The sequence below is a fragment of the Pandoraea sp. PE-S2T-3 genome, assembly GCF_002179965.1.
GTDB lineage: Bacteria > Pseudomonadota > Gammaproteobacteria > Burkholderiales > Burkholderiaceae > Pandoraea.
In genome coordinates this window covers 12842-37263 of record NZ_NGUQ01000005.1, presented here as the reverse complement: position 1 = coordinate 37263, position 24422 = coordinate 12842, and the positions used below count along the sequence as shown (strand labels likewise).

Below are 24422 nucleotides of genomic sequence, written 5' to 3'. Positions count from 1 at the left end.
GCGTCTGAAATCGAGTCGAGGGCGCAGGCGCGCTGGCGTCAGGCCCGGCCGGAGAAGACTGCATAACAATCAATGGTTTATTGCCCAAAGCGGCATATTGTAGCAACGGCGCAACAGCTGCGCCGATCAAACCCTTCCTAAGTCCTTGCCGGGGTTACGTTTTTCCCCGTTACGCGCATCGGAACGGGGTTCTGCGGTGCCGGCCGCCCGCCTGTAAAATCCCGCGGGCAACTGCCAGTACTGCCTGTCACAGCCTCCCCGTGGACGGCATCGATCGGCATTCCCCCCTATAATTGGCGTTTTGCGCCGCACTATAAGACCCGAAACGTGCCTATCCCGAATACGGAAAATCTGCTCGAATTGCGCGACGTTAGCTTCGGTTATGGCGAACGCCTCGTCCTTTCCGGGCTGAACATGCGGTTTCCGCGCGGCAAGGTCATTGCGGTCATGGGCGGCTCCGGCTGTGGGAAGACCACGGTCCTGCGCCTGATCGGCGGTCTGGTCCATGCCAGCCGTGGCGTCGTCGATTTCGATGGCACCGATGTGTCGTCGCTGGACCGGGACGGTTGGTACAAGTTGCGCCGCCGCATGGGCATGCTGTTCCAGTTTGGCGCGCTCTTTACTGACATGACGGTGTTCGACAATGTGGCGTTTCCGCTGCGTGAGCATACGCGTCTCGATGAAGAGATGATTCGCGATCTGGTGCTCATGAAGCTCAACGCCGTGGGCTTGCGCGGGGCGCGCGACATGAAGCCGGCCGAGATTTCGGGCGGCATGGCGCGACGCGTCGCGCTGGCGCGCACGATTGCGCTCGATCCGGATCTGGTCATGTACGACGAGCCGTTCACCGGTCTCGACCCGATCTCCATGGGCATCACGGCGAACCTGATTCGCAAGCTCAACGATGCGTTGGGCGCCACGTCGATCATTGTGTCGCACGATGTTTCCGAGACTTTCGCTATCGCCGATTACATTTATTTCATTACCGAAGGCCGAATCGGTGCCGAGGGGACGCCGGAGGACCTGCGGGCCTCGCAGGACCCGACCGTGCGCCAGTTCATCGACGCGCAACCGGACGGCCCGGTGAAGTTTCAGTACCCCGCGTTGCCGCTTGCGGAAGATTTCGGCATGGGAGGCCGCGCATGATCACGGCGATCGGCGGTTTTGTCCGCGGGCATGTCGAGCGCCTGGGCTATGGCGCGCGCTTGTTCCTGCGCATGTTGAGGTCGACCGGTGCGCTGCTGCGCCGCCCGCGTCTGGTGACCGATCAAATTCACTTCGTCGGCAACTACTCGTTCGTGATCATTGCGGTCTCGGGCCTGTTTGTCGGCTTCGTGCTGGGCCTGCAAGGCTATTACACGCTTAACAAGTACGGTTCGGAACAGGCCCTCGGCCTGCTCGTCGCGCTGTCGCTCGTGCGTGAGCTCGGTCCGGTCGTCACGGCACTGCTGTTTGCCGGGCGCGCGGGGACGTCGCTCACGGCGGAGATCGGCCTGATGAAAGCCGGCGAGCAGTTGACGGCGATGGAGATGATGGCGATCGACCCGATCGCGCGCGTCGTTGCGCCGCGTTTCTGGGCGGGCGTGATTGCGATGCCGATTCTTGCCGCGATCTTCTCGGCGGTCGGTATCTTCGGCGGTTATCTGGTCGGCGTGCAGATGATCGGTGTCGACAGCGGCGCGTTCTGGTCGCAGATGCAGGGCGGCGTCGACGTCTGGGCGGATGTCGCCAACGGCGTGATCAAGAGCGTCGTGTTCGGCATTGCCGTGACTTTTATTGCGCTGTATCAGGGGTTTGAAGCTCAGCCGACGCCCGAGGGTGTCTCGCGCGCGACGACACGCACGGTGGTGCAGGCGTCGCTGGCCGTGCTGGCGCTCGACTTCCTGCTCACGGCCTTGATGTTCAGCTAACCGTCAGGCGATCCCGCCTAAGACAACTACAGACAGATTGCGCACACTGACACAATGAAAAAACACCCTCTCGACTTCTGGGTCGGCTTGTTCGTGGTTCTCGGCTTCGCGGCACTGCTGTTTCTCGCACTCAAGGCGGGTAACATGAGTTCGCTGTCGTTCTCGAGTACGTACCCGGTCACCGTGCGCTTCGACAATATCGGCGGGCTCAAGCCGCGCGCCGCCGTCAAGAGCGCGGGTGTGGTGGTCGGACGCGTGTCGTCGATTCAGTTCGACGACAAACGCTATCTGGCCAGCGTCACGCTCAACATCGATTCGCAGTACCAGTTCCCGAAAGATTCGTCGGCGAAGATCCTGACCTCCGGCCTGCTCGGCGAGCAGTACATCGGGCTCGAACCCGGGGGTGACGATCAAATGTTGAAAGCCGGTGATACGATCACGCTCACGCAGTCCGCAATTGTGTTGGAAAACCTGATCGGCCAGTTCCTGTATAACAAGGCGGCGGATGCTGGCGGGGCCCAACCGGGCGGCGCGTCGGCAGCGCCTGCACCGGCTGCCGCGCCGGGACAAGGGGCAACGGCTAACCAAGGAAAATAAAAGAAATGACCCGCTTCCGTACTTCGGCAGTGCTGGCCGTCGGCGCCTTGACGCTGGCCGGCTGCGCCACTGTGACGAACCCCACGCCGACCGACCCCATCGAAGGGTTCAACCGTTCGATGTACACGTTCAACGACAAGCTCGACAAGGCTGTCATGACCCCGGTAGCGAAGGGCTACCGCTTTGTGGTGCCGCAACCTGGGCGCGACATGGTCACGAACTTCTTCTCGAACGTCGGCGACGTGTACAACTTCGCCAACAACCTGCTGCAATTGCAGATCACGGCGGCCGTTCAGGATCTGATGCGCCTGACGATCAATACGCTCTGGGGCGTGGGTGGTCTGTTCGACTTTGCAACCCCGGCCGGCTTGCCCAAGCATAGCCAGGACTTCGGTGTGACGCTCGGCAAGTGGGGCGTGCCTGACGGCCCGTACCTGGTGTTGCCGCTGCTCGGCCCGAGCACGGTGCGCGACACGGCCGGGATGGCGGCCAATCTGTACCTCGATCCGACGTCCTATATCAAGCCGGATTGGGTGAGCTACTCGCTGTATGGTGTGCGTCTGGTGAACACGCGGGCCAACCTGCTCGACGCTTCGAACCTGCTCGAAGCAGCAGCGCTCGATCCGTATTCGTTCACGCGTGACGCCTATCTGGCACGCCGCAAGTACCTGATCAGCGGCGGCGCATCGGGGAGTGCCCCGCTGCCGAACTACGAAGAGGAAGACGGCGCTGCCGGCGCTGCTGGTGCGGGTGCCGCAGGCGCGGCGGCTGGCGCGGGCGCGCAGCCAATGCCGGCGCCGGCATCGGGTGCATCGGCCGAGCCGGAACCGGGTTCGCCGCAAGGCTCGCCGCTGCCGGGCACGATGGTGCCGGGTGGTCTGCCGTTCCGTCGTTGATCTCATGAGGGACGCGCGTTCGCGCGCGTCCTGTCGTACCAACACCTCGCTGCGTCCCGCCATGCGGGATGTGCCCGTCAGGCCCGTCAGGCAACAGTTTGTTACAACGCGCCGGCGGGAATCTGCGAACTCAACACGTAACGCGGGTATCAAAACCCGCAACACTCGTCACTCGAAAGAGGAAGTCCACAATGAAGAAGTTCTGGCTCATTCCCGTCATGGCATTCATGACGCTTACCGCTGCGGGCTCGGCGATGGCACAGGCCCAGGCGCCTGACGCGCTGGTCAAGCAGACGGTGTCCGAGGTCATGGCCGCTGCCAAGACCGATCCGAACATTCAACGCGGTGACCTGAACAGCATTACCAAGCTGATCGAAACCAAGATCATGCCGCACGCGGATTTCGCGAAGACCACGCAACTGGCCACGGGCCGTGCATGGGCGACGGCCACGCCGGCGCAACGCGACCAGCTCACGACCGAGTTCCGAAAGTTGCTGCTGTACACGTACGCCGGTGCTATCGCATCGATTCGTGATCAACAGGTCGAGTACAAGCCGTTCCGCGCGCAACCGGGCGATACCGATGTCGCGGTCAACACCAGCGTGCTCAACAATGGCCAGCCGTTCGAGCTCGACTACCGCCTGTACAAGACGGCGAGTGGCGAATGGAAACTGTATGACATGAGCGTGTTCGGCTCGTGGCTGATCCAGACGTACCGCAGCCAGTTTGCCGAGCAGATCAACAAGAGCGGAATCGATGGTCTGATCCAGTTCCTGAAGACGCGCAACCAGCAGCTCTCGGGCGGCAAGTAAGCGCATGCTCGCTTTGCAAACCGATCTCACGCACGACACCGCCGGTGAGGTGCTCGCGCAGGCCATCGATCGCATCGACGCGGGGGAAACCCACGTCGATTGCGCGGGGCTCACGCGCTTCGACTCATCGGCACTGGCCGTGCTGCTGGCCTTGCGCCGCCATGCCGGCCGACGTGGGTTGACGTTGGCGTTCACTAACTTGCCGACAGGATTGGCCAGCCTCGCGCTGGTGTACGGCGTCGACCATCTGCTCTCGAGCTGATTGGCCGGTGCCCTGTCGGCGGGGTGGCCAGCCCACCAAGCCCATGGAATCCAGAAAAAGCGCCGTCCCACGACGGCGCTTTTTTTGTTCCGGTGTTTGTTCCGGCACGGAGCGCCGATGCCTGTCGAATCCAGCAGGGCGGGGCCTGGCGGGCTGACCCGTCGGCCAAAACCACGGCGGGCTCCCGCTTCCTTTATAATCAGGGGTTTTCCGCCGTCTATTGAGCGGTAACCCCCCATTCGGGGCACCGACGCCGTCATTGCCGCCATCCTCCCCGGTTTGCGCGCTCGGCGCGCCGTGTCCGGAGTTACAAAAAATGGCGCGTCCGCCAAGCCGGGCGCGTGCAGCCCATGGCCGCCATCGAAATCCGTAACGTCAAAAAACGCTATGAGGCGTTGCAGGCGCTCAAGGGCGTCAGCTTCTCGATCGAAGAAGGTGAATTCTTCGGTCTGCTCGGCCCCAACGGCGCCGGCAAGACGACGCTCATCAGCATCCTCGCAGGTCTGGCCCGTGCCGACGCCGGCAGCATCAGCGTGCTCGGTCACGATGTCGTGCGCGACTACCGCAACGCCCGCCGCAAGCTCGGCGTGGTGCCGCAGGAGCTCGTCTTCGATCCGTTCTTCTCGGTGCGTGAGACGCTGCGCATTCAGTCGGGCTACTTCGGCCTCACGCGCAACGACGACTGGATCGACGAAGTGATGGCCAACCTCGATCTGACCGACAAGGCTGATGCGAACATGCGCCAGCTCTCGGGCGGCATGAAGCGCCGCGTGCTGGTGGCGCAGGCGCTCGTGCATCGTCCGCCGGTGATCGTGCTCGACGAGCCGACCGCCGGGGTCGACGTCGAACTGCGTCAGACGCTCTGGAAGTTCATCTCGCGCCTGAACCGCGAAGGTCACACCATCGTTCTCACCACGCACTATCTCGAAGAAGCCGAAGCGCTGTGCGACCGCATTGCCATGCTCAAGCGCGGCGAAGTCGTCGCACTGGAACGCACAGCATCGCTGTTGCAGCGTTTTGCGGGCACGCGGCTCGTGCTGCGCTTCCGTCAGGGCACGTTGCCCGATTCGCTGCGTCCGCTCCTCGTGGACGGACAAGACACCGGCGGACGTCAGTTCGCACTGCGTCTGGCGGGCTGTGACGAAGTCGAGTCGATTCTCGCCACCTGCCGTGCGGCCGGCGGCATCGTCGAAGACATTGAAATTCAGAAGGCAGATCTCGAAGACGTTTTCGTGCAGATCATGTCCGGTGCGCGCGCGCAGGAGGTGGCAGCATGATCGGTTTTCGTACGCTGTTCTATAAGGAAGTGCTGCGCTTCTGGAAGGTGAGCTTCCAGACGGTGGCGGCGCCGGTGCTTACCGCGCTGCTGTATCTGATGATCTTCGGCCACGTGCTCGAAGACCGTGTGAAGGTCTACGACCAGATCACTTACACGTCGTTTCTGGTGCCGGGTCTGGTGATGATGAGCGTGTTGCAGAACGCGTTCGCGAACAGTTCCTCGTCGCTCATTCAGTCGAAGATCACCGGCAATCTGGTGTTCGTGCTGCTGCCGCCGCTCTCGCATTGGGAGATGTTCGGTGCGTACGTGCTGGCCGCTGTGGTGCGCGGGTTGTGCGTCGGCTTCGGCGTGTTCCTCGTGACCGTGACGTTCACGCATCTGACGTTTGCCGCGCCGTTGTGGATTCTCGGTTTCGCGTTCCTGGGCGCGGCGATTCTCGGCACGCTCGGACTGATTGCGGGCATCTGGGCCGAGAAATTCGACCAGCTCGCGGCGTTCCAGAACTTCCTGATCATGCCGGCGACGTTCCTCGCGGGCGTGTTCTATTCGATTCATTCGTTGCCGCCGCTGTGGCAAGCCGTGTCGCACTTCAACCCGTTCTTCTACATGATCGACGGGTTCCGCTACGGCTTCTTCGGCGTCTCCGATGTCTCGCCGGCCACGAGCCTGGCGGTCGTCGGCGCGACGTTCCTGATACTCGCAACCGTGGCGCTGAATCTGCTGCGCCACGGCTACAAACTGCGTCACTGAACTTTCTTAGGATCGGCAAAATGCTGCCCACCCCAGAACAAATCAAACAGTACATCGAAGCCGGACTGGCTTGTGAGCACGTCGCCGTCGAAGGCGATGGCCAGCACTTCTACGCGACCATCGTGAGCGCGCAGTTCGAAGGCCGGCGCCTCATCGCGCGCCATCAACTGGTGTACGCCGCCCTGGGCGATCGCATGAAGGCAGAAATTCACGCGTTGTCGATGAAGACGCTGACGCCGGCGGAGTATCAGGCGCAATGAGGATTACGCAAGAAAGCGCCGGCGCAGCCGGCAACGGCGAGTCCGCCGCCGGCGAGCGTGTGGCCGCAGACCATCTGGAAATCGAAGGTGGCGAGCGGCTGGCGGGAGAAATTACCGTGTCGGGCGCGAAGAATGCCGCGCTGCCGATTCTGTGTGCAAGTCTGCTGACGGCCGAGCCGCTGGTGCTTGGCAACGTCCCAGATCTGCACGACGTGCGCACCATGCTGACGCTGCTCGCGCGCATGGGCGTGAAGGTCGAACGCGATGGCGAGTCGGTGACGCTCGACGCGTCGCAGATCACCGAGGCGGCTGCACCGTACGAACTGGTGAAGACCATGCGGGCGTCGATCCTCGTGCTCGGGCCGTTGCTCGCGCGCTGCGGCGAGGCGCGCGTGTCGCTGCCGGGCGGGTGCGCCATTGGTGCGCGTCCGGTCGATCAGCACATCAAGGGCCTGCAAAAGATGGGCGCCGAGATCACGCTCACGCATGGCGATATCGTGGCGAAGGCGGCGCGTCTGCGCGGCGAGACGCTCGTGACCGACATGATCACCGTGACCGGCACCGAAAACCTGCTCATGGCAGCGACGCTGGCCGACGGTGTGACCGTGCTGGCCAACGCCGCCCGTGAGCCGGAAGTGACCGATCTGGCGAACCTGCTGGTGAAGATGGGCGCGAAGATCGAAGGCATCGGCACCGAGCGTCTGGTGGTGACCGGCGTGGCGCGCTTGCATGGTGCAACGCACGACGTCGTGCCCGATCGCATCGAAGCCGGCACGTTCCTGTGCGCGGCCGTGGCCACGCGCGGCGATATCACGCTGCGTCGCGTGGTGCCGGGCACGCTCGATGCCGTGATCGCGAAATTGCGCGAGACCGGTGCGAATGTGACTGCGGGTGCGGATTGGTTGCGTGTGTCGATGGATCGACGCGCGCAGGCCGTGAGTTTTCAGACGTCGGAATATCCGGCGTTCCCGACCGACATGCAGGCGCAGTTCATGGCGCTGAACTGCATTGCAGAAGGTGCATCGCAGGTCGTCGAGACGATCTTCGAGAACCGCTTCATGCACGTGCAGGAATTGCTGCGTCTGGGCGCGAATATCGGCATCGAAGGCAATACCGCGCGTATTGCCGGCGTGGAACGCCTGTCGGGTGCGCATGTGATGGCAACCGACCTGCGCGCCTCCGCGAGCCTGATCGTGGCGGGCCTGACGGCCGATGGCCGCACGCTCGTCGACCGTATTCATCACCTCGATCGCGGCTATCATCGTATCGAGGCCAAGTTGTGCGCCGTGGGCGCGCGAATCCGTCGTGTGCAAGCACGCCAGGGAGAGATTGCATGAGTTCCGCCAAGTCTGCCCAGCCGCTCAGCCAACCGCTGACGCTGGCGCTTTCGAAAGGGCGTATCTTTACGGAAACGCTGCCGCTGCTCGCTGCTGCCGGTATCGAAGTCACGGAAGATCCCGAGACCTCGCGCAAGCTGATTCTGCCGACCACGGACCCGAACCTGCGCGTGATCATCGTGCGCGCAACCGACGTGCCGACGTATGTGCAATACGGTGCCGCCGACTTCGGCGTGGCCGGCAAGGATGTGCTCATCGAGCACGGCGGTGGCGGCCTGTATCAGCCGATCGATTTGAACATTGCCCGTTGCCGCATGTCTGTTGCTGTACCGAAGGGCTTCGATTACGCGAACGCCGTGCGTCAGGGCGCCCGCCTGCGGGTGGCCACCAAGTACGTGCAGACCGCGCGCGAGCACTTTGCGGCCAAGGGTGTGCACGTCGACCTGATCAAGCTGTACGGTTCGATGGAACTGGGCCCGCTGGTGGGCCTGGCCGACGCGATTGTCGATCTGGTGAGCACCGGCGGCACGCTGCGGGCCAATAATCTGGTGGAAGTGGAGGAGATCATGGAGATCTCGTCCCGCCTCGTGATCAACCAGGCTGCGCTCAAGTTGAAGCGCGAGTCGTTGCAGCCTATTCTGGATGCCTTCGAGCAGGCCTCCCGCCAAACAGCATGAAACTCGATATTCGCAAACTCGATTCCTCTGCCGACGGCTTCGCGAAGCAGCTTCGCGACGTGCTGGCGTTCGAGGCGAGCGAAGACGCCGCCATCGATCGCGCGGCTGCCGAGATCCTCGCCGACGTGAAGACGCGCGGCGATGCAGCCGTCATTGAATACACCAACAAGTTCGACCGCCTGAGCGCTTCCGGCATGACCGCGCTGGAGCTGCCGGCCACGGCACTCGAAGCCGCGCTGGAGAGTCTGGAGCCCAAGCGCCGTGCAGCGCTGGAAGCGGCTGCTGCGCGCGTGCGCGCCTATCACGAGAAGCAACGCATCGAATGCGGCAGCCATAGCTGGCAGTACACCGAGTCGGACGGCACGGTGCTCGGTCAGAAGGTCACGCCGCTCGATCGCGTGGGCATTTACGTGCCGGGCGGCAAGGCGGCGTATCCGTCGTCGGTGCTGATGAATGCGATTCCCGCGCGTGTGGCTGGCGTGAAGGAAATCATCATGGTGGTGCCCACGCCAGATGGCGTGCAGAACCCGCTGGTGCTGGCCGCTGCGCATATCGCTGGCGTGGACCGCGTGTTCACCATCGGCGGCGCGCAAGCTGTGGGCGCACTGGCTTATGGCACCGAGACCGTGCCGGCGGTCGACAAGATCGTCGGCCCGGGCAACGCGTTCGTGGCCGCGGCCAAGCGTCGCGTGTTCGGCACCGTCGGCATCGACATGATCGCCGGCCCGTCGGAAATCCTCGTGATCTGCGACGGCACGACCGACCCGGACTGGGTGGCGATGGACCTGTTCTCGCAAGCCGAGCACGACGAACTCGCGCAGTCGATTCTGCTGTGCCCGGATGCGGCGTATCTCGCCCGCGTGCACCAGTCGATGGAGCGTCAGATCGACGAGATGCCGCGCCGCGATGTGATCGCGGCGTCGCTGCAAGGCCGTGGCGCACTGGTCAAGGTGCGCGACATGAACGAAGCCTGCGAGATCGCCAACGTGATCGCGCCGGAACACCTTGAGATCTCGACGGAAAACGCGCAGCAGTGGGGCGACAAGATTCGCCACGCCGGTGCGATTTTCCTCGGCAAGTTCACGAGCGAAAGTCTGGGCGATTACTGCGCCGGGCCGAACCACGTGCTGCCGACCTCGCGCACGGCACGCTTCTCGTCGCCGCTGGGTGTGTACGACTTCATCAAGCGTTCGAGCCTGATCGAAGTGAGCGAAGGCGGTGCCCGCATGCTCGGCGAAATCGCTGCCGAACTGGCCTACGGCGAGGGCCTGCAAGCCCACGCGCGCAGCGCCGAATTCCGTCTGCATCACGAGTCCTGACATGCGCGACGACGCCCTGTGGCCCGCCGTGCAAATCGCTTCGGCGCCGGCTACGTCCCGGCGTCGGGCTCGCGCATCGCTCGCCCCATCCCCTGCATCGTCAGTCATGCCGCCTGCCCGCCCCGTGCTGGCCGGGCGGCGTGCTGCCGTGCGTTTTTTCACGCGCTTTGTCATGCGCTTCGTTGTGCGTGTTACCGCGCTGTTCGCGCTCGGCGCGGCGGCCGGCTCAGCGGCGCATGCTGCCGGGAATTACTGCCAGCACGCGACGTTCGAAGGCGCGTCCGTCGAGCGCATGACCGTATGCGTGCGCCGGCAGGCGTTCGATAACGACGTCTACGTGCTGCGTCTGGACGGCAAGACGGCCTTGCGCGGCACCGACGACGAAGTCGCGCACGGTGTGTTCGGCCGCGTGGGCAACCGGCTGGTGGCCATGCGTTGCGAAGCCGAGGAATCGCCCGCGCGCGTGAGCCCGGCGGTGGCGCAGGCGCTGTCGTGGCAAACCGGCGTGCGCGTGCAGCGCATCACCGATGCGCTCGGCAGCGTGGAGACCGGGCGCCGCTGCACCGTCAAGATCGACGGGGCCGATGCCGGACTGCTGACGTTCGCTTTCAACTGATTTGCCGCGGCTGGCGTCGTAGACCTCGGCGGCTCGTAGACTTCGTAGATTCACACGCTTCAGTCCTTCAAACCGATTCGCGCGTTATCCATTCAGGTGGTCCGACCCTCATGTCTGTCGATCAAGTGATTCGCCCCGAAGTGCTCGCCATGAGCACCTATCCCGTGCCCGATGCCAGCGGCCTGCTGAAGCTCGACGCGATGGAGAACCCCTACGGGCTGCCCGAAGCCCTGCGCACCGCGCTGGGTCATCGTCTGGCCGAGGTGGCCCTCAATCGCTACCCGGCGCCGCGCCCCGCTGCGCTGCTCGCCAAGCTCTCGCATGCGATGGGTGTGCCGGCCAGGGCGAAGCTGTTGCTGGGCAACGGATCTGACGAAATCATCAGCATGATCGCGACCGCCACGGCCCGTCCGGGCGCAGCAGTGATCGCACCGATGCCGGGTTTCGTGATGTACGAAATGTCGTCGCGCTTTGCGGGCATCGAGTTCGTGGGCGTGCCGCTGAAGGCTGACTTCTCGCTCGATATGCCGGCCATGCTGAACGCCATTGCGGCGCATCCGGGCGCGGTGGTGTATCTGGCGTACCCGAACAACCCGACCGGCAACCTGTTTGCCGACGACGAGATCGAGACGCTGGTGCGCGCCGCCAGCGGCGGCCTCGTGGTCATCGACGAGGCTTACCAGCCGTTTGCGGGCAAGACGTGGATGCCGCGTCTGGCGGATTTCCCGAACGTCGTCGTCATGCGCACGGTGTCGAAGCTGGGGCTGGCCGGGATCCGGCTGGGGTATCTGGCCGGCAGTGCGCAGTGGCTCGACCAATTCGACAAGGTGCGTCCGCCGTACAACGTGAACGTGCTCACGCAGGCGTGTGCCGAATTCATGCTCGATCACCTGGACGTGCTCGATGCGCAGGCGGCCGAATTGCGGGCCGAGCGCAGCCGGCTGGCGGCTGCCGTGGCGGCGCTGCCCGGGGTGAGCGTGTACCCGAGCGATGCGAATTTCCTGCTCGTGCGGGTGCCGGATGCCGACAAAACCTTCGCGGGCCTGCTCGCCCGCAAGGTGTTGATCAAAAACGTGGGTAAAATGCACGTATTGCTGGCCAATTGCCTGCGCTTGACGGTCGGCACCCCCACGGAGAATGCGGCGATGGTCGAAGCCTTGGCCGCATCACTCTAACAAGCTACAAGACGAGAACTCACCATCATGCGCATTGCGGAAGTCGTTCGCGATACCAGCGAAACGCAAATACGCGTCAAGATCGATCTGGACGGCACCGGCCGGAAGACGCTCGACACCGGCGTACCGTTTCTGGACCACATGCTCGACCAGATCGCGCGTCATGGCCTCATCGACATGGAAGTCGAGGCCAAGGGCGATACGTTCATCGACGACCACCACACGGTGGAAGACGTCGGCATCACGCTGGGCATGGCCGTGGCCAAGGCCGTGGGCGACAAGAAGGGCCTCGTGCGCTACGGCCACAGCTATGTGCCCCTCGACGAAGCGCTCTCGCGCGTGGTGATCGACTTCTCCGGACGTCCGGGGCTCGAATTTCATGTGCCGTTCACGCGTGCGCGCGTGGGCAGCTTCGACGTCGACCTGACCATCGAATTCTTCCGTGGCTTCGTCAATCATGCCGGCGTGACGCTGCATATCGACAACCTGCGCGGCATCAACGCCCACCACCAGTGTGAAACGGTGTTCAAGGCGTTCGGACGCGCGCTGCGCATGGCGGTCGAGATCGATCCGCGTGCGGCGGGTGTCGTGCCGTCCACGAAGGGCAGCCTGTAAGCGAGCCAGCGAGATAGCCCGCCGGCCTATGTGGCTGGCGGCCCCTGCGACGATTCTTTGCCCCGGCGGAATGCCGGCGCCGCGTGCCCACGATGACGCTCGACGCCTTCAAGTTCTTTATTTCGCTGCTGGCCCTGATCAACCCGCTGGGGGCGATCCCGCTGTTCATCAGCCTGACGTCCACGCAGACGCGCGAAGAGAAACGCCATACGATCAATGTGGCGGCGATTGCGGTGGCACTGGTGGTGGCGGGCTCGGGCCTGTTCGGCGAGCACATCATCCGTTTTTTCGGTATCTCGATTGCGTCGCTCGAAGTCGGCGGCGGGGTGATCATGCTGCTTATGGCAGTGAACATGATCAACGCGCAGACCGGCAACACGCGCGCGACCGCCGAAGAGCGTCATGAGGCGGAAGAGCGGCCGAACATCGCCGTGGTGCCGCTGGCCATTCCGTTGCTCACGGGGCCGGGCACGATCAGTACCGTGATCATTTACTCGGGCCGTGCTGCCGGGTGGACGCAGATTCTGGCGTTGATGGCGATCGGTGTGGGTGTCGGCGCGGTGTGCTGGGTGGCGCTGCGCAGTGCCGGGCGAATCGAAGGCTGGCTGGGCCGCACGGGTATCAACATCGGCACGCGCCTGATGGGGTTGATCCTCTCGGCGCTGGCCGTGGAATTCATTATCGATGGTTTGAAAATACTGCTGCCGGGTTTGAGATGAATAAGATTGCGATTGTCGACTACGGAATGGGCAACCTGCGCTCGGTCTATCAGGCGCTGCGCGCTGCCGCGCCGGAAGCCGACGTGAGCATCAGCAGCGACGCCGCCGAGATTCGCGCCGCCGACCGCGTGGTGCTGCCGGGTCAGGGCGCCATGCGCGACTGCATGGGCTGCCTGAACGAGTCGGGCCTGCGCGAAGCCGTTGTCGAAGCCGCCGCCACCAAGCCGATGTTCGGCGTGTGCGTGGGCGAGCAGATGCTGTTCGACATTTCCGACGAGGGCAACACGCCTGCGCTTGGGCTGCTGCCGGGCCGCGTGGTGCGCTTCGATCTGGAAGGCCAGTTGCAGGACGACGGTTCGCGCTTCAAGGTGCCGCAGATGGGCTGGAACCGCGTGCGTCAGTCCCGGGCTCACCCGATCTGGGCCGGTGTGCCCGACGACAGCTACTTTTATTTCGTGCACAGTTACTACGTCGTCCCTGCGAGCGCCGAACTGACGGCGGGCGAGACGGTCTATGGGGTGCCCTTTACCTGTGCAGTGGCCCAAGATAATATCTTTGCCACCCAGTTCCACCCGGAAAAGAGCGCCCACGCAGGGCTCGCGCTTTACCGCAATTTTGCACAGTGGAAACCTTAACCCGCCTGAGCGGGACCCGTGCGGCGCTTTGGCGCCCGGGCCTCTCGGCTGAGCCAGCTTATACTGTGTCATGTTGAATATTCCGATCCCGACGTGCCGGCGCCTTGCAGGGCAGGGATCGGTTTTGCGTTGTCCGCGTTTTTCGCGAATTCCTTTTACTTCCCACTAGCGACGTTTCACGATTGCCTATGCTGCTCATCCCGGCCATCGACCTTAAAGACGGTCAATGTGTACGCCTTAAACAAGGCGACATGGATCAAGCCACTGTTTTCTCGGAGGACCCCGCTGCCATGGCCCGACATTGGGTCGAGCAGGGTGCACGCCGCCTCCATCTGGTGGACTTGAACGGCGCATTCGTTGGCAAGCCGCGTAACGAGGCTGCCATCCGCTCCATCATCCAGGAAGTGGGTCAAGACATCCCCGTCCAGCTGGGCGGCGGCATTCGCGACCTGAACACCATCGAGCGCTATCTCGACGACGGTCTGTCGTACGTGATCATCGGCACGGCGGCGGTGAAGGACCCCGGCTTCCTGAAGGACGCTTGCAGCGCCTTCGGCGGGCACATCATCGTGGGCCTCGACGCCAAGGACGGCAAAGTGGCGACCGATGGCTGGAGCAAGCTGAGCGGTCACGAAGTCGTGGATCTCGCGCGCAAGTTCGAAGATTACGGTATCGAGTCGATCATCTACACCGACATCGGCCGTGACGGCATGCTGCAAGGCATCAACATCGAAGCGACCGTGCGTCTCGCGCAGGCTGTGACGGTGCCGGTGATCGCCAGCGGCGGTCTGTCGAATCTGGGTGACATCGATGCGCTGTGCGACGTGCAGAACGAGGGCGTCGAAGGCGTCATCTGCGGTCGCGCGATCTACTCGGGCGACCTGAATTTCTCGTCGGCGCAAACGCGCGCAGACGAGCTTTCCCAAGGAGCGGCATAAGCGAGCTCACGGCTGTGGCCGTCTCGTGTGCCAACATCATGGCTCTCGCTAAACGCATCATCCCGTGCCTGGACGTGACGGCTGGCCGAGTGGTCAAGGGTGTCAATTTCGTTGAATTGCGCGACGCGGGCGACCCCGTCGAAATTGCCCGCCGCTATGACGAGCAGGGCGCCGACGAACTGACGTTTCTCGACATCACGGCCACCTCCGACGGGCGCGACCTGATTCTGCCGATCATCGAATCGGTGGCGGCGCAGGTGTTCATTCCGTTGACGGTGGGTGGCGGCGTGCGCGAAGTCGCCGACGTGCGCCGGCTGCTCAACGCCGGTGCCGACAAGGTCAGCATGAACTCGTCGGCTGTGGCGAATCCGCAACTGATCGCCGACGCGTCGGCCAAGCACGGTGCGCAGTGCATCGTCGTGGCGATCGACGCCAAGCGCGTCTCGGCGGACGGCGAAACGCCGCGCTGGGAAGTCTTCACGCATGGCGGCCGCAAGGCCACTGGGCTCGATGTCGTGGCTTGGGCGAAGAAGATTGCCGAGCTGGGCGCGGGCGAGATTCTGCTCACCAGCATGGACCGCGACGGCACCAAGAGCGGCTTCGATCTGGCGCTCACGCGCGCCGTGTCGGACGCCGTGAGCATCCCCGTGATCGCCTCGGGCGGCGTGGGTTCGCTGGCCGATCTGGCCAACGGCGTGACGCAAGGCCATGCCGACGCCGTCCTCGCCGCCAGCATCTTCCATTACGGCGAGCACACCGTCGGCGAAGCCAAGCGCTTCATGGCCGACAAGGGCATTTCGGTGCGGCTCTGAACGGGAATCAACGGATCATGACGCAAGACTGGCTGGACAAGGTAAGTTGGGACGCGCAGGGCCTCGTGCCCGTGATCGCGCAGGAAGTCGGCAGCAACGACGTGCTGATGTTCGCGTGGATGAACCGTGAAGCGCTCGCGCGCACGGTCGAGACCCGCGAAGCCGTCTACTACTCGCGCTCGCGCAAACGCCTGTGGCACAAGGGCGAAGAGTCGGGCCACGTGCAGAAGGTGCACGAGATCCGCCTCGATTGCGACGAAGACGTGGTGCTGCTCAAGGTCGAGCAGATCGACGGCATTGCGTGCCATACCGGCCGCCACTCCTGCTTCTTCCAGAAGTTCGAGGGCACTGTCGACGACGGCCAATGGGCCACTGTCGAGCCGGTGCTCAAAGACCCGCACAAGATCTATAAGTGAGCACCATGAACGATACGCTTGCGCGTGTTGCCGAAGTGATCGCCTCGCGTCGTGGCGGCGATCCGGACAAATCGTACGTCGCGCGCCTGTTCCACAAGGGTGACGACGCGATTTGCAAGAAGATCGGCGAAGAAGCCACCGAAGTGGTGCTCGCCGCCAAGGACATCCGCATCGGCGGCGCAGACAATCTGCGCCAGAAGCTGGTCAACGAGACAGCCGATCTGTGGTTCCACTGCATGGTGCTGCTCGCGCACCACGACCTGAGCCCGGACGAAGTGCTCGCCGAGCTGGCGCGCCGTGAAGGCCTCTCGGGGCTGACGGAAAAGGCTCAGCGGGGCACGCGCGGCGAACACGCCGACTGATCCGGGGCAGTCTGGCGTGCCGGCATCAACGGCCTGCACGCCGGCACACCTGCACTGAGCGCCGCACACACTGTACCGATTCGACATGCCGGCGCATCACGCCGGCAGACGCGAGGGAGACCATCCATGAACGATCCGCAGACCCCCGGTACGACCAACCCTTCCGGCAGCACCGGCAACGCCGGCAATCCTTACGTCGTCAATCCGCCCACGACCGAGCAGGAGCGCGCGCTGCGCAAGCTCACGCACGTGCTCTACGCCCTGTACGCCCTGTTTTGGCTCACCGGCGGCGTCACAGCCATCGTGGCGATCATCATCAACTACATCAAGCGTGACGATGCCGTCGGCACGCTCTACGCGTCGCACTTCACGTGGCAGATCCGCACCTTCTGGTGGTCGGTGCTGTGGGGCGTGCTGGGCGTGGCGCTGGCGGTGGTGATGGTCGGCTTCGCGATTCTCTGGGTGCTCGGCATCTGGACGCTGTACCGGATCGTGAAGGGCTGGCTCTACCTGAACGACAACAAGCCCATGTACGCGGCGCGCACCTGATCGCTGACGCAGGCGGCCCCGATTGATCGAGGCCGTCGATTTGGGGCACTCCCTTTGGGTCACTCCCTTTGAGACATTGGAGAGGAAGACATCCGCATGACGCACGACAACTGTATCTTCTGCAAAATCGTCGCCGGGCAGATCCCGAGCACGCAGGTGTACACCGATGACGACGTGATTGTGTTCAAGGACATAAATCCGGCTGCCGACCTGCACCTGCTCATGGTGCCGCGCAAGCACATCGCCACGTTGCAGGATGCCCAGCCGGAAGACCAGGCATTGCTCGGCAAGATGCTGCTGCTCGCGCCGAAGCTCGCTGCCGAGCAGGGTTACGCCTACGACGGCGACCCTGAGAACGTCGACGGCAACGGCTTCCGCGTGGTCGTGAACAACGGCCCGGGCGGCGGACAAGAGGTTTATCATCTTCACATGCATATTCTGGCCGGGCCGCGGCCGTGGAAGCGCATGTGAGGCAAATGACGTGAAGCCCCGGCGGGATGCGGAAAATTGCCGCAGATCGCCGGTTCACAGTGCGCTAGTGCCGCATCGGGAAAGGTTTCACGAAACATTTATTTCTACCCGGCGTCTGACGCGGTTACGATGCTGGACGTGACGCCCGATGTGCCACAATGGGGCACATTGCCGCGCTCACACGGGCAAATACAATGCATCGGGCGGGATCGTCCGATAAGACCCTCGCCGCCAGGCGACGAGGGCGAATCACGCAAGGAGAGTGGTCATGGGTTCGTTGAGTATTTGGCACTGGCTGATCGTGCTGGTGATCGTGATGATGGTTTTTGGCACCAAGAAGCTGCGTAACATGGGCAGCGATCTGGGCGGTGCGGTCAAGGGTTTCAAGGATGGCATGAAGGAAGGCGAAAGCGCCCCGGCTGCCAAGGAAGACCCGATGACGGCCAAGGAACTGCGCGATTCGACGACCATCGACGTGCAGGCCAAGGACGCGAGCAACAACAAGCAAGGCTAAGTCGGCGTCGACATGATCGATCTCGGCCTTTCCAAACTGATGTTGATCGGCGTTGTGGCGCTGGTCGTGATCGGTCCCGAGCGTCTGCCGAAGGTGGCACGCACGGCGGGTGCGCTGTTTGGCCGCGCCCAGCGTTACATCAACGATGTGAAGGCCGAGGTGGGCCGCGAGATGGAGCTCGACGAACTTCGCAACATGCGAAGCGAGTTCGAGAACGCGGCTCGCAGCGCCCAGAGCACGGTTCAGAAACATCTGAATGAGCAGGAGTCCTCGCTCAACGAGGCCTGGGCCAGCGCCACGGGCACGTCGTCCAGCGAGATGGCCGGGGGTGGCACCGATGCCGCGACCGGCTACTCCGACAGCTACCTCGCCGAGCCGGTCGTCACGTCCGGCATTCGTGCGTCGACCAAGCGCCGCAACTGGCGCGTGCGCCGCAATGCAACGCCGGTGTGGTTCAAGCAGGCCAGCGCCACGCGCACGAAAGTGCAGTCGGGCGCGGCGCGGGTCGCGCGGCATACGCCGGCCAAGCTGCGCCGGCCCGTCAAGTTCTTCTGAGGCGCGTGCGCACCTTACTTCCCGCCACCTTGCGCCGTACCGGCCTCATTCCTGGATAAGTCGACGTGAGCGACGACAAGCAAACCCCTGACGGGGGCACCGAAGAGACTTTCATCTCGCACCTGATCGAGCTGCGCAACCGCATCATTCGCGCGGGTGCGGCGGTGATCGTGGTGTTCCTCTCGCTGGTGTATTGGGCGCCGGACATCTTCCGCCTGCTCTCGCGCCCGCTGACGCAATCGCTGCCCGCTGGCGGCAAGATGATCGTCACCGACATCACCGGGTCGTTCTTCGTCCCGATGAAGGTCACGATGATGGTCGCGTTCGTGATCGCGCTCCCCATCGTGCTGTATCAGGCATGGGCGTTTGTCGCACCGGGGCTTTATCAGCACGAGAAGAAGCTGGTGTTTCCGCTGGTAGTGAGCAGTTACTCGCTGTTCCTGATCGGCATGGCGTTCGCATACTTTCTGGTGTTCCCGACCGTGTTCCACTTCATGGCGCATTACAACGCGCCGCTGGGCGCGGAGATGAATACCGATATCGACAATTACGTGAGTTTTGTTCTGACCATGTTCCTATGCTTCGGGGTGACCTTCGAAGTGCCGGTGGTCGTGGTGGTGCTGGCGCGCATGGGCGTCGTGAGCATCGAGAAGCTCAAGCAGATTCGCCCGTACGTGATCGTTGGTGCCTTCGTGCTCGCCGCCGTGGTGACGCCGCCGGACATGCTCTCGCAGCTGATGCTGGCCATCCCGCTCTGTATCCTCTACGAACTTGGCCTGATCGCCGCACGGATCTTCGTCAAGCAAGGACACCCGAACGAAGAGAAAGAGAACGGGCAGGCAACGCCGTAACGACGTGACGACATAACAACGTGACGACGTGACGAAGGTGTGAGTCCCCACGAGTAATAAAAAAGCACGGGCTGCGTCCCGTGCTTTTTTATTACCCATGCCAATCCGGTGCGAAGCCCGTGGCGATGCAAAACGCGGCGGACAGACGCGTCGGACAAACGCGTCGGCCAAACAAAAACGGCCGCGCCGAAGCGCAGCCGTTTTGTCCTTCCAACGCCGGGGCGTGGACCCCAGCTTGCCGTCAGTCGGCGCCGTTCTCGTCGTTGCTGTCGTCGTCGTCCTGCGCGGGGCGCTTGGGCGGCGGCGGACGCTTGCCGATGGTCACGGTCAGGTCCATATCCTTCTTCTTGCGTGTGACGTGGATCTTCGCCTGCGTACCCGGCTTGATCTGCGCGATCACGTTGAGCAACTCGGTCGTGTCGCGGATCGACTCGTCGTTGACCTTGGTCAGGATATCGCCCGGTTGCACGCCAGCCTTGTCCGCCGGCCCGCCTTGCACGACGCCGGCGATGATCACGCCCGAGTCCTGCTGCAAGCCGAACGACTCGGCGATATCGGACGTGATGTCCTGCGGCTCGACACCGACCCAGCCGCGCGTGACCGTGCCGCTGGTGATGATGCTCTCGAGCACCGTGCGCGCCGTCGACACCGGAATGGCGAAGCCGATCCCCATGTTGCCGCCGCTGCGCGAGTAAATCGCGGTGTTGATGCCGAGTAGATTGCCGTTCACGTCGACCAGTGCGCCACCGGAGTTACCGGGGTTGATCGCCGCATCCGTCTGGATGAAGTTCTCGAACGTGCTGATGTCGAGGTGATTCCGGCCGAGCGCGCTGATGATGCCCATTGTCACCGTCTGGCCGACGCCGAACGGGTTCCCGATGGCGAGCACCACGTCGCCGACGCGCACCTGATCCATGCGGCCGAGCGTGATGGCGGGCAGGTTGTCCAGCGTGATCTTGAGCACGGCCAGATCGGTCTCGGGGTCGCTGCCGACGAGTTTCGCGCGGGCTTTGCGGCCATCGGCGAGGGCGACTTCGATCTCGTCGGCGCCGTCCACCACGTGATGATTCGTGAGAATATAGCCTTCACTGCTGACGATCACGCCCGAGCCGAGGCTCGAGACCGGGTCTTGCCGCACCGTGCCGCCGCCGTCGCCGAAGAAGTAACGGAACAGCGGGTCATCAAGGCGCGGGTCGCGATTCTGCTTTTGTTCCTTGCTGGAAAAATGCTGACGACCGCGGGCATGGCCTTTTGCGCGCCGTCGGCGTAAGAGCCGGTAGCCGGCTTGTCCGACAGGCTGGGAGCGACTTCCTGAAGGGCGATGATCGGGTTGGCCAACTGTTTGCCGAACGAACCCTGGCGTTGCAACCACTGCGGCTTGAGCGTGGCAATGATGAAGAGCAACGCAAGCAGCACGGTGACCGCTTGCGCGAACAGTAGCCAGAAGCGTCTGAGCATGAAAGAGCGAGACCTTATATGAATCGTGTTGAACTCGAATTGTATCTGAACGATACCCTGCAAATCGCGCAATTTCGCGATTACTGCCCCAACGGCCTACAGGTTGAAGGGCGCGATGAGATCCGCAAAATCGCCAGCGGCGTGACCGCCAGCCTGGCGTTTCTCGAAGCGGCACGTGACTGGGGCGCTGACGCGGTCATCGTCCATCACGGCTACTTCTGGAAGAACGAAGATGCGCGTGTTGTGGGGATGAAACGCCGTCGCCTTGGCTTGCTGATCGGCAACGACATCAACCTGTTCGCCTTCCATCTGCCACTCGACGCACACCCTGAGTTGGGCAACAACGCGCAGCTCGGCAAACTGTTGGGATTCGCCGACGATGGCGGGCGTTTCGGCCCCGATCAGCTCGGATGGCTCGGCAAGCCCGCGCAGCCCACGACTTTGGCCGAACTCGCCGCGCATGTCGAAGCGACACTGGGTCGCACACCGCTCATGCTGGGGGCGCCCGATCGCGTGGTCCGTCGCGTCGCGTGGTGCACTGGGGGCGCGCAGGGCTTCTTCGACGCCGCCATTGCAGCAGGGGCGGACGTCTACATCAGCGGCGAAGTGTCCGAACCGACCACCCACCTCGCACACGAGTGCTGCGTGGGCTATCTGGCGGCAGGGCACCACGCCACGGAGCGCGGCGGGGCGAGAGCGGTTGGCGAACATGTCGCCGAACGTTTCGGCCTCGAACACAAATTCTTCGACATGCCTAATCCGGTCTGAGTCGGTCTGAATCGGGGGCGGCGTTGGGGCAGTGTCGAAGGCCAGCCACCGCGCTGCGCGGGTGGCTGGCGGACAGGGCAAGAAAGCTCAGCCGTTCTGCTTCTTGAGGCTGTCGCGGATTTCGCGCAGCAGAACGATGTCTTCCGGCGTCGGGGCCGGTGCCGCCGGGGCTTCCGGGGCCGGGCGCTTCAAGCGGTTGATCTGCTTGACCATGATGAAGATGATGAACGCCAGAATGATGAAGTTGATGGCGACCGTGATGAAGTTGCCGTAACCGAAGACGGCAACGCCGGCCTTGGTCAGATCGGCGTACGACGTGGGGTTGCCCTTGAAGTCGGGCGGGATGGCGCCGAGCAGAATGAATTTGCTCGAGAAGTCGAGGCCACCGAAGATGGCGCCGACAATCGGCATGATGAGGTCTTTGACGACCGAGTCGACGATCTTGCCGAATGCCGCGCCGATGATCACACCGACGGCCAGATCGACCACATTGCCTTTGACGGCAAATTCCTTGAATTCCGACATGAAGCTCATGCCATTCCTCCGCTGTTTTAATGAGGGCCGGGGGCGCGCACAGTAGCTGTCACCGGGGTGAGACAGGGAAAATGATGACTAAATGTCGTGCACGCGTCAACGAAAGCGGCGATCATAGCGACTCTCGTGCAGCATCCCAGAAGCGAAACCCCGGGTGAGCATCAGCCGCCCGCAGGGTACGTTAATCCTTTGAAAATACGCGAAAACCACTAGGAGACTGGGGCGTTTTGCCGTTGTTTCAGGCATTTACGCTCGCGTATGATTTAAGGTTGACGGAAATATCAAATCAACCGTGTGGGGCTTGTGATGAGTGACAATCAAGAAAAGGCCGTCGACAGTAGCCGCCGGAATCTGCTGATTGCAACGTCCGTAGCTGGAGGCGTGGGCGGCGTTGCAACACTTGTTCCTTTCGTCAGTTCTCTGGAACCCTCTGAGCGAGCCAAGGCGGGCGGTGCGCCGGTCGAGGCCGATATCAGTAATCTCAAGCCCGGTGAGAAGATGACCGTGGCGTGGCGTGGTCTGCCGGTGTGGATCGTGCGCCGCACGCCGGCGGAAATGGATTCGCTGTCCAAAGTGACGGGCGAACTCGCTGATCCGGACTCCAAGGAGACGTTCTCCTACCCGATGCCCGAGTATTGCAAGAACGCGTTCCGGGCGCGTGCCGAGCATAAGGATCTGCTCGTTGTGGTCGGCATCTGCACCCATCTGGGCTGCATTCCATCGGGTCCTTACGACGCCAATACCATCCCAGCATTGGGGCACGACCCGGGCTTCCTGTGCCCGTGCCATGGTTCCACGTACGACATGTCGGGCCGCGTGTTCAAGAACAAGCCGGCACCGAAGAATCTCGACGTTCCTCGTTTCATGTTCGTGAACGACACCCGGCTCGTGATCGGTAAAGACGAAAAAGGAGAAGCGTAACCATGGCCGCCGACAAACAGGTCGACACGACGGGCTTGCTGGGCTGGATCGATCGCCGCTTCCCGCTGACACAGCTTTGGAAAGATCACGCTTCCGAGTACTACGCCCCTAAAAACTTCAACTTCTGGTATTTCTTCGGATCGCTGGCGATGCTGGTGCTGGTGATTCAGATCGTCACCGGCATTTTCCTGGTGATGAACTACAAGCCGGACGCCAACCTTGCGTTTGCGTCGGTCGAATACATCATGCGCGAGGTGCCATGGGGATGGCTCATCCGCTACATGCACTCCACGGGTGCGTCGATGTTCTTCGTGGTGGTGTATCTGCACATGTTCCGCGGGCTGTTGTACGGTTCGTACCGCAAACCGCGTGAGCTGGTGTGGGTGTTCGGGTGTCTGATCTTCCTATGCCTGATGGCCGAGGCGTTCTTCGGTTATCTGCTGCCGTGGGGTCAGATGTCGTACTGGGGCGCACAGGTGATCGTGAACCTCTTCTCGGCAATTCCGTTCATCGGCCCCGATCTGTCGCTGTGGATTCGTGGCGACTATGTGGTGTCGGACGCGACGCTCAACCGCTTCTTCGCCTTCCACGTGATTGCGATCCCGCTGGTGCTGATCGGCCTGATCGTGGCGCACATCATTGCGTTGCACGAAGTGGGTTCGAACAACCCCGACGGTATCGAGATCAAGGACAAGAAGGACGCCAACGGCCGGCCGCTCGACGGCATTCCGTTCCACCCGTACTACACCGTGCACGACATCATGGGTGTGGGTGTGTTCCTGATGGTGTTCTCGGCGATCGTGTTCTTTGCGCCGACGATGGGCGGGTACTTCCTCGAAGCGAACAACTTCATCCCGTCCGACTCGCTCAAGACGCCGCCGCACATCGCACCGGTCTGGTACTTCACGCCGTTCTACTCGATGCTGCGGGCCACGACCGATGACTTCAAGCACATCCTGATGGCGTTGACGGTGATCGTCGCGGCGGTGTGGTGGATCAAGGGTCGCGCAGCGGCCACCACCAAGGTGGCGGGTTCCGGCGGCGTGGTGTTGCTGTTGTTGGCGATGTTCCTGATCGAAGCCAAGTTCTGGGGCGTGGTGGTGATGGGCGGCGCGGTGGTGACGCTGTTCTTCCTGCCGTGGCTGGACCAGAGCCCGGTGAAGTCGATCCGGTACCGTCCGGGATTTCATAAGGTGTTGTTGGGTATCCTCGTCGTCATCTTTGCTGTGCTGGGTTACCTGGGTATCCAGGAGCCGACGCCCGTGAAGACTGCGGTCTCGCAAATCGGCGCGCTGTATTACTTCGGATTCTTCTGGCTGATGCCGATCTGGAGCAAACGCGGCACGTTCAAGCCGGTGCCCGAGCGCGTCACCTTCGCGGCGCATTGAGCGCACTCAAGTCGACTAGGGATATC

At 63.0% G+C, this 24422-nt stretch carries 30 protein-coding genes and 1 pseudogene; 29 read left to right on the top strand and 2 right to left on the bottom strand.

Features of this window, described 5'->3' with window-relative positions; genetic code table 11:
• The first annotated feature begins 333 nt into the window (after positions 1-333).
• The 26 genes from CDV46_RS01345 to tatC all read left to right on the top strand — a co-directional run bounded on the left by CDV46_RS01345 (position 334) and on the right by tatC (position 19327).
• Positions 334-1146: an ABC transporter ATP-binding protein gene (locus CDV46_RS01345; protein WP_087686325.1), complete on the top strand. Its 813-nt coding sequence runs from the start codon at positions 334-336 to the stop codon at positions 1144-1146.
• Complete coding sequence (gene mlaE, locus CDV46_RS01340) at positions 1143-1910, top strand: lipid asymmetry maintenance ABC transporter permease subunit MlaE (RefSeq protein ID WP_087686278.1); 768 nt, start codon at positions 1143-1145, stop codon at positions 1908-1910. Before CDV46_RS01345 ends, mlaE begins: the two co-directional genes overlap by 4 nt.
• A 54-nt stretch (positions 1911-1964) precedes the next feature.
• Positions 1965-2507 carry an outer membrane lipid asymmetry maintenance protein MlaD gene (gene mlaD, locus CDV46_RS01335; protein ID WP_058376339.1) on the top strand — a complete coding sequence of 181 codons (543 nt, stop codon included), beginning with the start codon at positions 1965-1967 and terminating at the stop codon, positions 2505-2507.
• A gap of 5 nt (positions 2508-2512) precedes the next feature.
• On the top strand, positions 2513-3403 hold the full coding sequence (locus tag CDV46_RS01330; protein ID WP_087721582.1) for an MlaA family lipoprotein: 891 nt from the start codon (positions 2513-2515) through the stop codon (positions 3401-3403).
• A gap of 191 nt (positions 3404-3594) precedes the next feature.
• The gene (locus CDV46_RS01325) at positions 3595-4215 is read left to right on the top strand and encodes an MlaC/ttg2D family ABC transporter substrate-binding protein (RefSeq protein WP_058376337.1); all 621 of its coding nucleotides are present in this window, start codon (positions 3595-3597) and stop codon (positions 4213-4215) included.
• Between the two features lie 4 nt (positions 4216-4219).
• Entirely contained in the window at positions 4220-4477 is a 258-nt protein-coding gene (locus CDV46_RS01320) for an STAS domain-containing protein (RefSeq protein ID WP_058376336.1), read from the top strand.
• A 350-nt stretch (positions 4478-4827) separates the two neighbouring features.
• Positions 4828-5754, top strand: coding sequence for an ABC transporter ATP-binding protein (locus tag CDV46_RS01315; protein WP_087686276.1), 927 nt, complete (start codon positions 4828-4830; stop codon positions 5752-5754).
• Positions 5751-6506: an ABC transporter permease gene (locus tag CDV46_RS01310; protein ID WP_087721581.1), complete on the top strand. Its 756-nt coding sequence runs from the start codon at positions 5751-5753 to the stop codon at positions 6504-6506. Before CDV46_RS01315 ends, CDV46_RS01310 begins: the two co-directional genes overlap by 4 nt.
• Before the next feature lie 20 nt (positions 6507-6526).
• The gene (locus CDV46_RS01305) at positions 6527-6766 is read left to right on the top strand and encodes a BolA family protein (RefSeq protein ID WP_087686275.1); all 240 of its coding nucleotides are present in this window, start codon (positions 6527-6529) and stop codon (positions 6764-6766) included.
• On the top strand, positions 6763-8103 hold the full coding sequence (gene murA / locus CDV46_RS01300; RefSeq protein WP_249277357.1) for a UDP-N-acetylglucosamine 1-carboxyvinyltransferase: 1341 nt from the start codon (positions 6763-6765) through the stop codon (positions 8101-8103). The genes CDV46_RS01305 and murA overlap by 4 nt, the downstream gene beginning before the upstream one ends.
• A complete protein-coding gene (gene hisG, locus CDV46_RS01295) occupies positions 8100-8780 on the top strand; it encodes an ATP phosphoribosyltransferase (RefSeq protein WP_058376332.1) in 681 nt (226 codons plus the stop codon). Before murA ends, hisG begins: the two co-directional genes overlap by 4 nt.
• On the top strand, positions 8777-10099 hold the full coding sequence (gene hisD, locus CDV46_RS01290) for a histidinol dehydrogenase (protein ID WP_087721579.1): 1323 nt from the start codon (positions 8777-8779) through the stop codon (positions 10097-10099). The genes hisG and hisD overlap by 4 nt, the downstream gene beginning before the upstream one ends.
• A 1-nt stretch (position 10100) precedes the next feature.
• Entirely contained in the window at positions 10101-10715 is a 615-nt protein-coding gene (locus tag CDV46_RS01285) for a hypothetical protein (protein WP_087721577.1), read from the top strand.
• 110 nt (positions 10716-10825) lie between these two features.
• A complete protein-coding gene (gene hisC / locus CDV46_RS01280; RefSeq protein WP_087721575.1) occupies positions 10826-11890 on the top strand; it encodes a histidinol-phosphate transaminase in 1065 nt (354 codons plus the stop codon).
• Positions 11891-11917: 27 nt separating this feature from the next.
• Positions 11918-12505 (top strand): imidazoleglycerol-phosphate dehydratase HisB, encoded by a 588-nt coding sequence (gene hisB / locus CDV46_RS01275; RefSeq protein WP_058376328.1) that lies wholly within the window; start codon positions 11918-11920, stop codon positions 12503-12505.
• A 92-nt stretch (positions 12506-12597) separates the two neighbouring features.
• Positions 12598-13224, top strand: coding sequence for a MarC family protein (locus tag CDV46_RS01270; protein ID WP_058376327.1), 627 nt, complete (start codon positions 12598-12600; stop codon positions 13222-13224).
• The gene (hisH, locus tag CDV46_RS01265) at positions 13221-13859 is read left to right on the top strand and encodes an imidazole glycerol phosphate synthase subunit HisH (protein WP_058376326.1); all 639 of its coding nucleotides are present in this window, start codon (positions 13221-13223) and stop codon (positions 13857-13859) included. Before CDV46_RS01270 ends, hisH begins: the two co-directional genes overlap by 4 nt.
• A gap of 188 nt (positions 13860-14047) precedes the next feature.
• Complete coding sequence (hisA, locus tag CDV46_RS01260) at positions 14048-14797, top strand: 1-(5-phosphoribosyl)-5-[(5-phosphoribosylamino)methylideneamino]imidazole-4-carboxamide isomerase (protein WP_087686271.1); 750 nt, start codon at positions 14048-14050, stop codon at positions 14795-14797.
• 38 nt (positions 14798-14835) lie between these two features.
• Entirely contained in the window at positions 14836-15609 is a 774-nt protein-coding gene (hisF, locus tag CDV46_RS01255) for an imidazole glycerol phosphate synthase subunit HisF (protein WP_058376324.1), read from the top strand.
• Positions 15610-15626: 17 nt separating this feature from the next.
• A complete protein-coding gene (hisI, locus tag CDV46_RS01250; protein WP_058376323.1) occupies positions 15627-16025 on the top strand; it encodes a phosphoribosyl-AMP cyclohydrolase in 399 nt (132 codons plus the stop codon).
• 5 nt (positions 16026-16030) lie between these two features.
• The gene (locus tag CDV46_RS01245; protein WP_058379937.1) at positions 16031-16387 is read left to right on the top strand and encodes a phosphoribosyl-ATP diphosphatase; all 357 of its coding nucleotides are present in this window, start codon (positions 16031-16033) and stop codon (positions 16385-16387) included.
• A 126-nt stretch (positions 16388-16513) separates the two neighbouring features.
• Positions 16514-16936 (top strand): DUF4870 family protein, encoded by a 423-nt coding sequence (locus CDV46_RS01240; protein ID WP_254915891.1) that lies wholly within the window; start codon positions 16514-16516, stop codon positions 16934-16936.
• 96 nt (positions 16937-17032) lie between these two features.
• Positions 17033-17407 carry a histidine triad nucleotide-binding protein gene (locus CDV46_RS01235; protein WP_087721573.1) on the top strand — a complete coding sequence of 125 codons (375 nt, stop codon included), beginning with the start codon at positions 17033-17035 and terminating at the stop codon, positions 17405-17407.
• A 268-nt stretch (positions 17408-17675) separates the two neighbouring features.
• Positions 17676-17921 (top strand): Sec-independent protein translocase subunit TatA, encoded by a 246-nt coding sequence (gene tatA / locus CDV46_RS01230; RefSeq protein WP_058376321.1) that lies wholly within the window; start codon positions 17676-17678, stop codon positions 17919-17921.
• A 12-nt stretch (positions 17922-17933) separates the two neighbouring features.
• Positions 17934-18476, top strand: coding sequence for a Sec-independent protein translocase protein TatB (tatB, locus tag CDV46_RS01225; protein ID WP_087686270.1), 543 nt, complete (start codon positions 17934-17936; stop codon positions 18474-18476).
• Positions 18477-18541: 65 nt separating this feature from the next.
• The gene (tatC, locus tag CDV46_RS01220) at positions 18542-19327 is read left to right on the top strand and encodes a twin-arginine translocase subunit TatC (protein ID WP_087686269.1); all 786 of its coding nucleotides are present in this window, start codon (positions 18542-18544) and stop codon (positions 19325-19327) included.
• 241 nt (positions 19328-19568) lie between these two features.
• Here tatC and CDV46_RS01215 read toward each other — a convergent pair.
• Positions 19569-20785, bottom strand: a pseudogene (locus tag CDV46_RS01215) (Do family serine endopeptidase).
• 18 nt (positions 20786-20803) lie between these two features.
• On the opposite strand from CDV46_RS01215, the gene CDV46_RS01210 reads away from it, so the two are divergent.
• Complete coding sequence (locus tag CDV46_RS01210) at positions 20804-21553, top strand: Nif3-like dinuclear metal center hexameric protein (protein WP_087721571.1); 750 nt, start codon at positions 20804-20806, stop codon at positions 21551-21553.
• Positions 21554-21640: 87 nt separating this feature from the next.
• Here CDV46_RS01210 and mscL read toward each other — a convergent pair whose 3' ends face one another.
• On the bottom strand, positions 21641-22087 hold the full coding sequence (gene mscL / locus CDV46_RS01205) for a large conductance mechanosensitive channel protein MscL (protein WP_058376316.1): 447 nt from the start codon (positions 22085-22087) through the stop codon (positions 21641-21643).
• 306 nt (positions 22088-22393) lie between these two features.
• Here mscL and petA point away from each other — a divergent pair, with 306 nt between their 5' ends.
• On the top strand, positions 22394-23008 hold the full coding sequence (gene petA / locus CDV46_RS01200; RefSeq protein ID WP_087686267.1) for a ubiquinol-cytochrome c reductase iron-sulfur subunit: 615 nt from the start codon (positions 22394-22396) through the stop codon (positions 23006-23008).
• 2 nt (positions 23009-23010) lie between these two features.
• Positions 23011-24396: a cytochrome b gene (locus CDV46_RS01195; protein ID WP_087686266.1), complete on the top strand. Its 1386-nt coding sequence runs from the start codon at positions 23011-23013 to the stop codon at positions 24394-24396.
• The last annotated feature ends 26 nt before the right edge of the window (positions 24397-24422 follow it).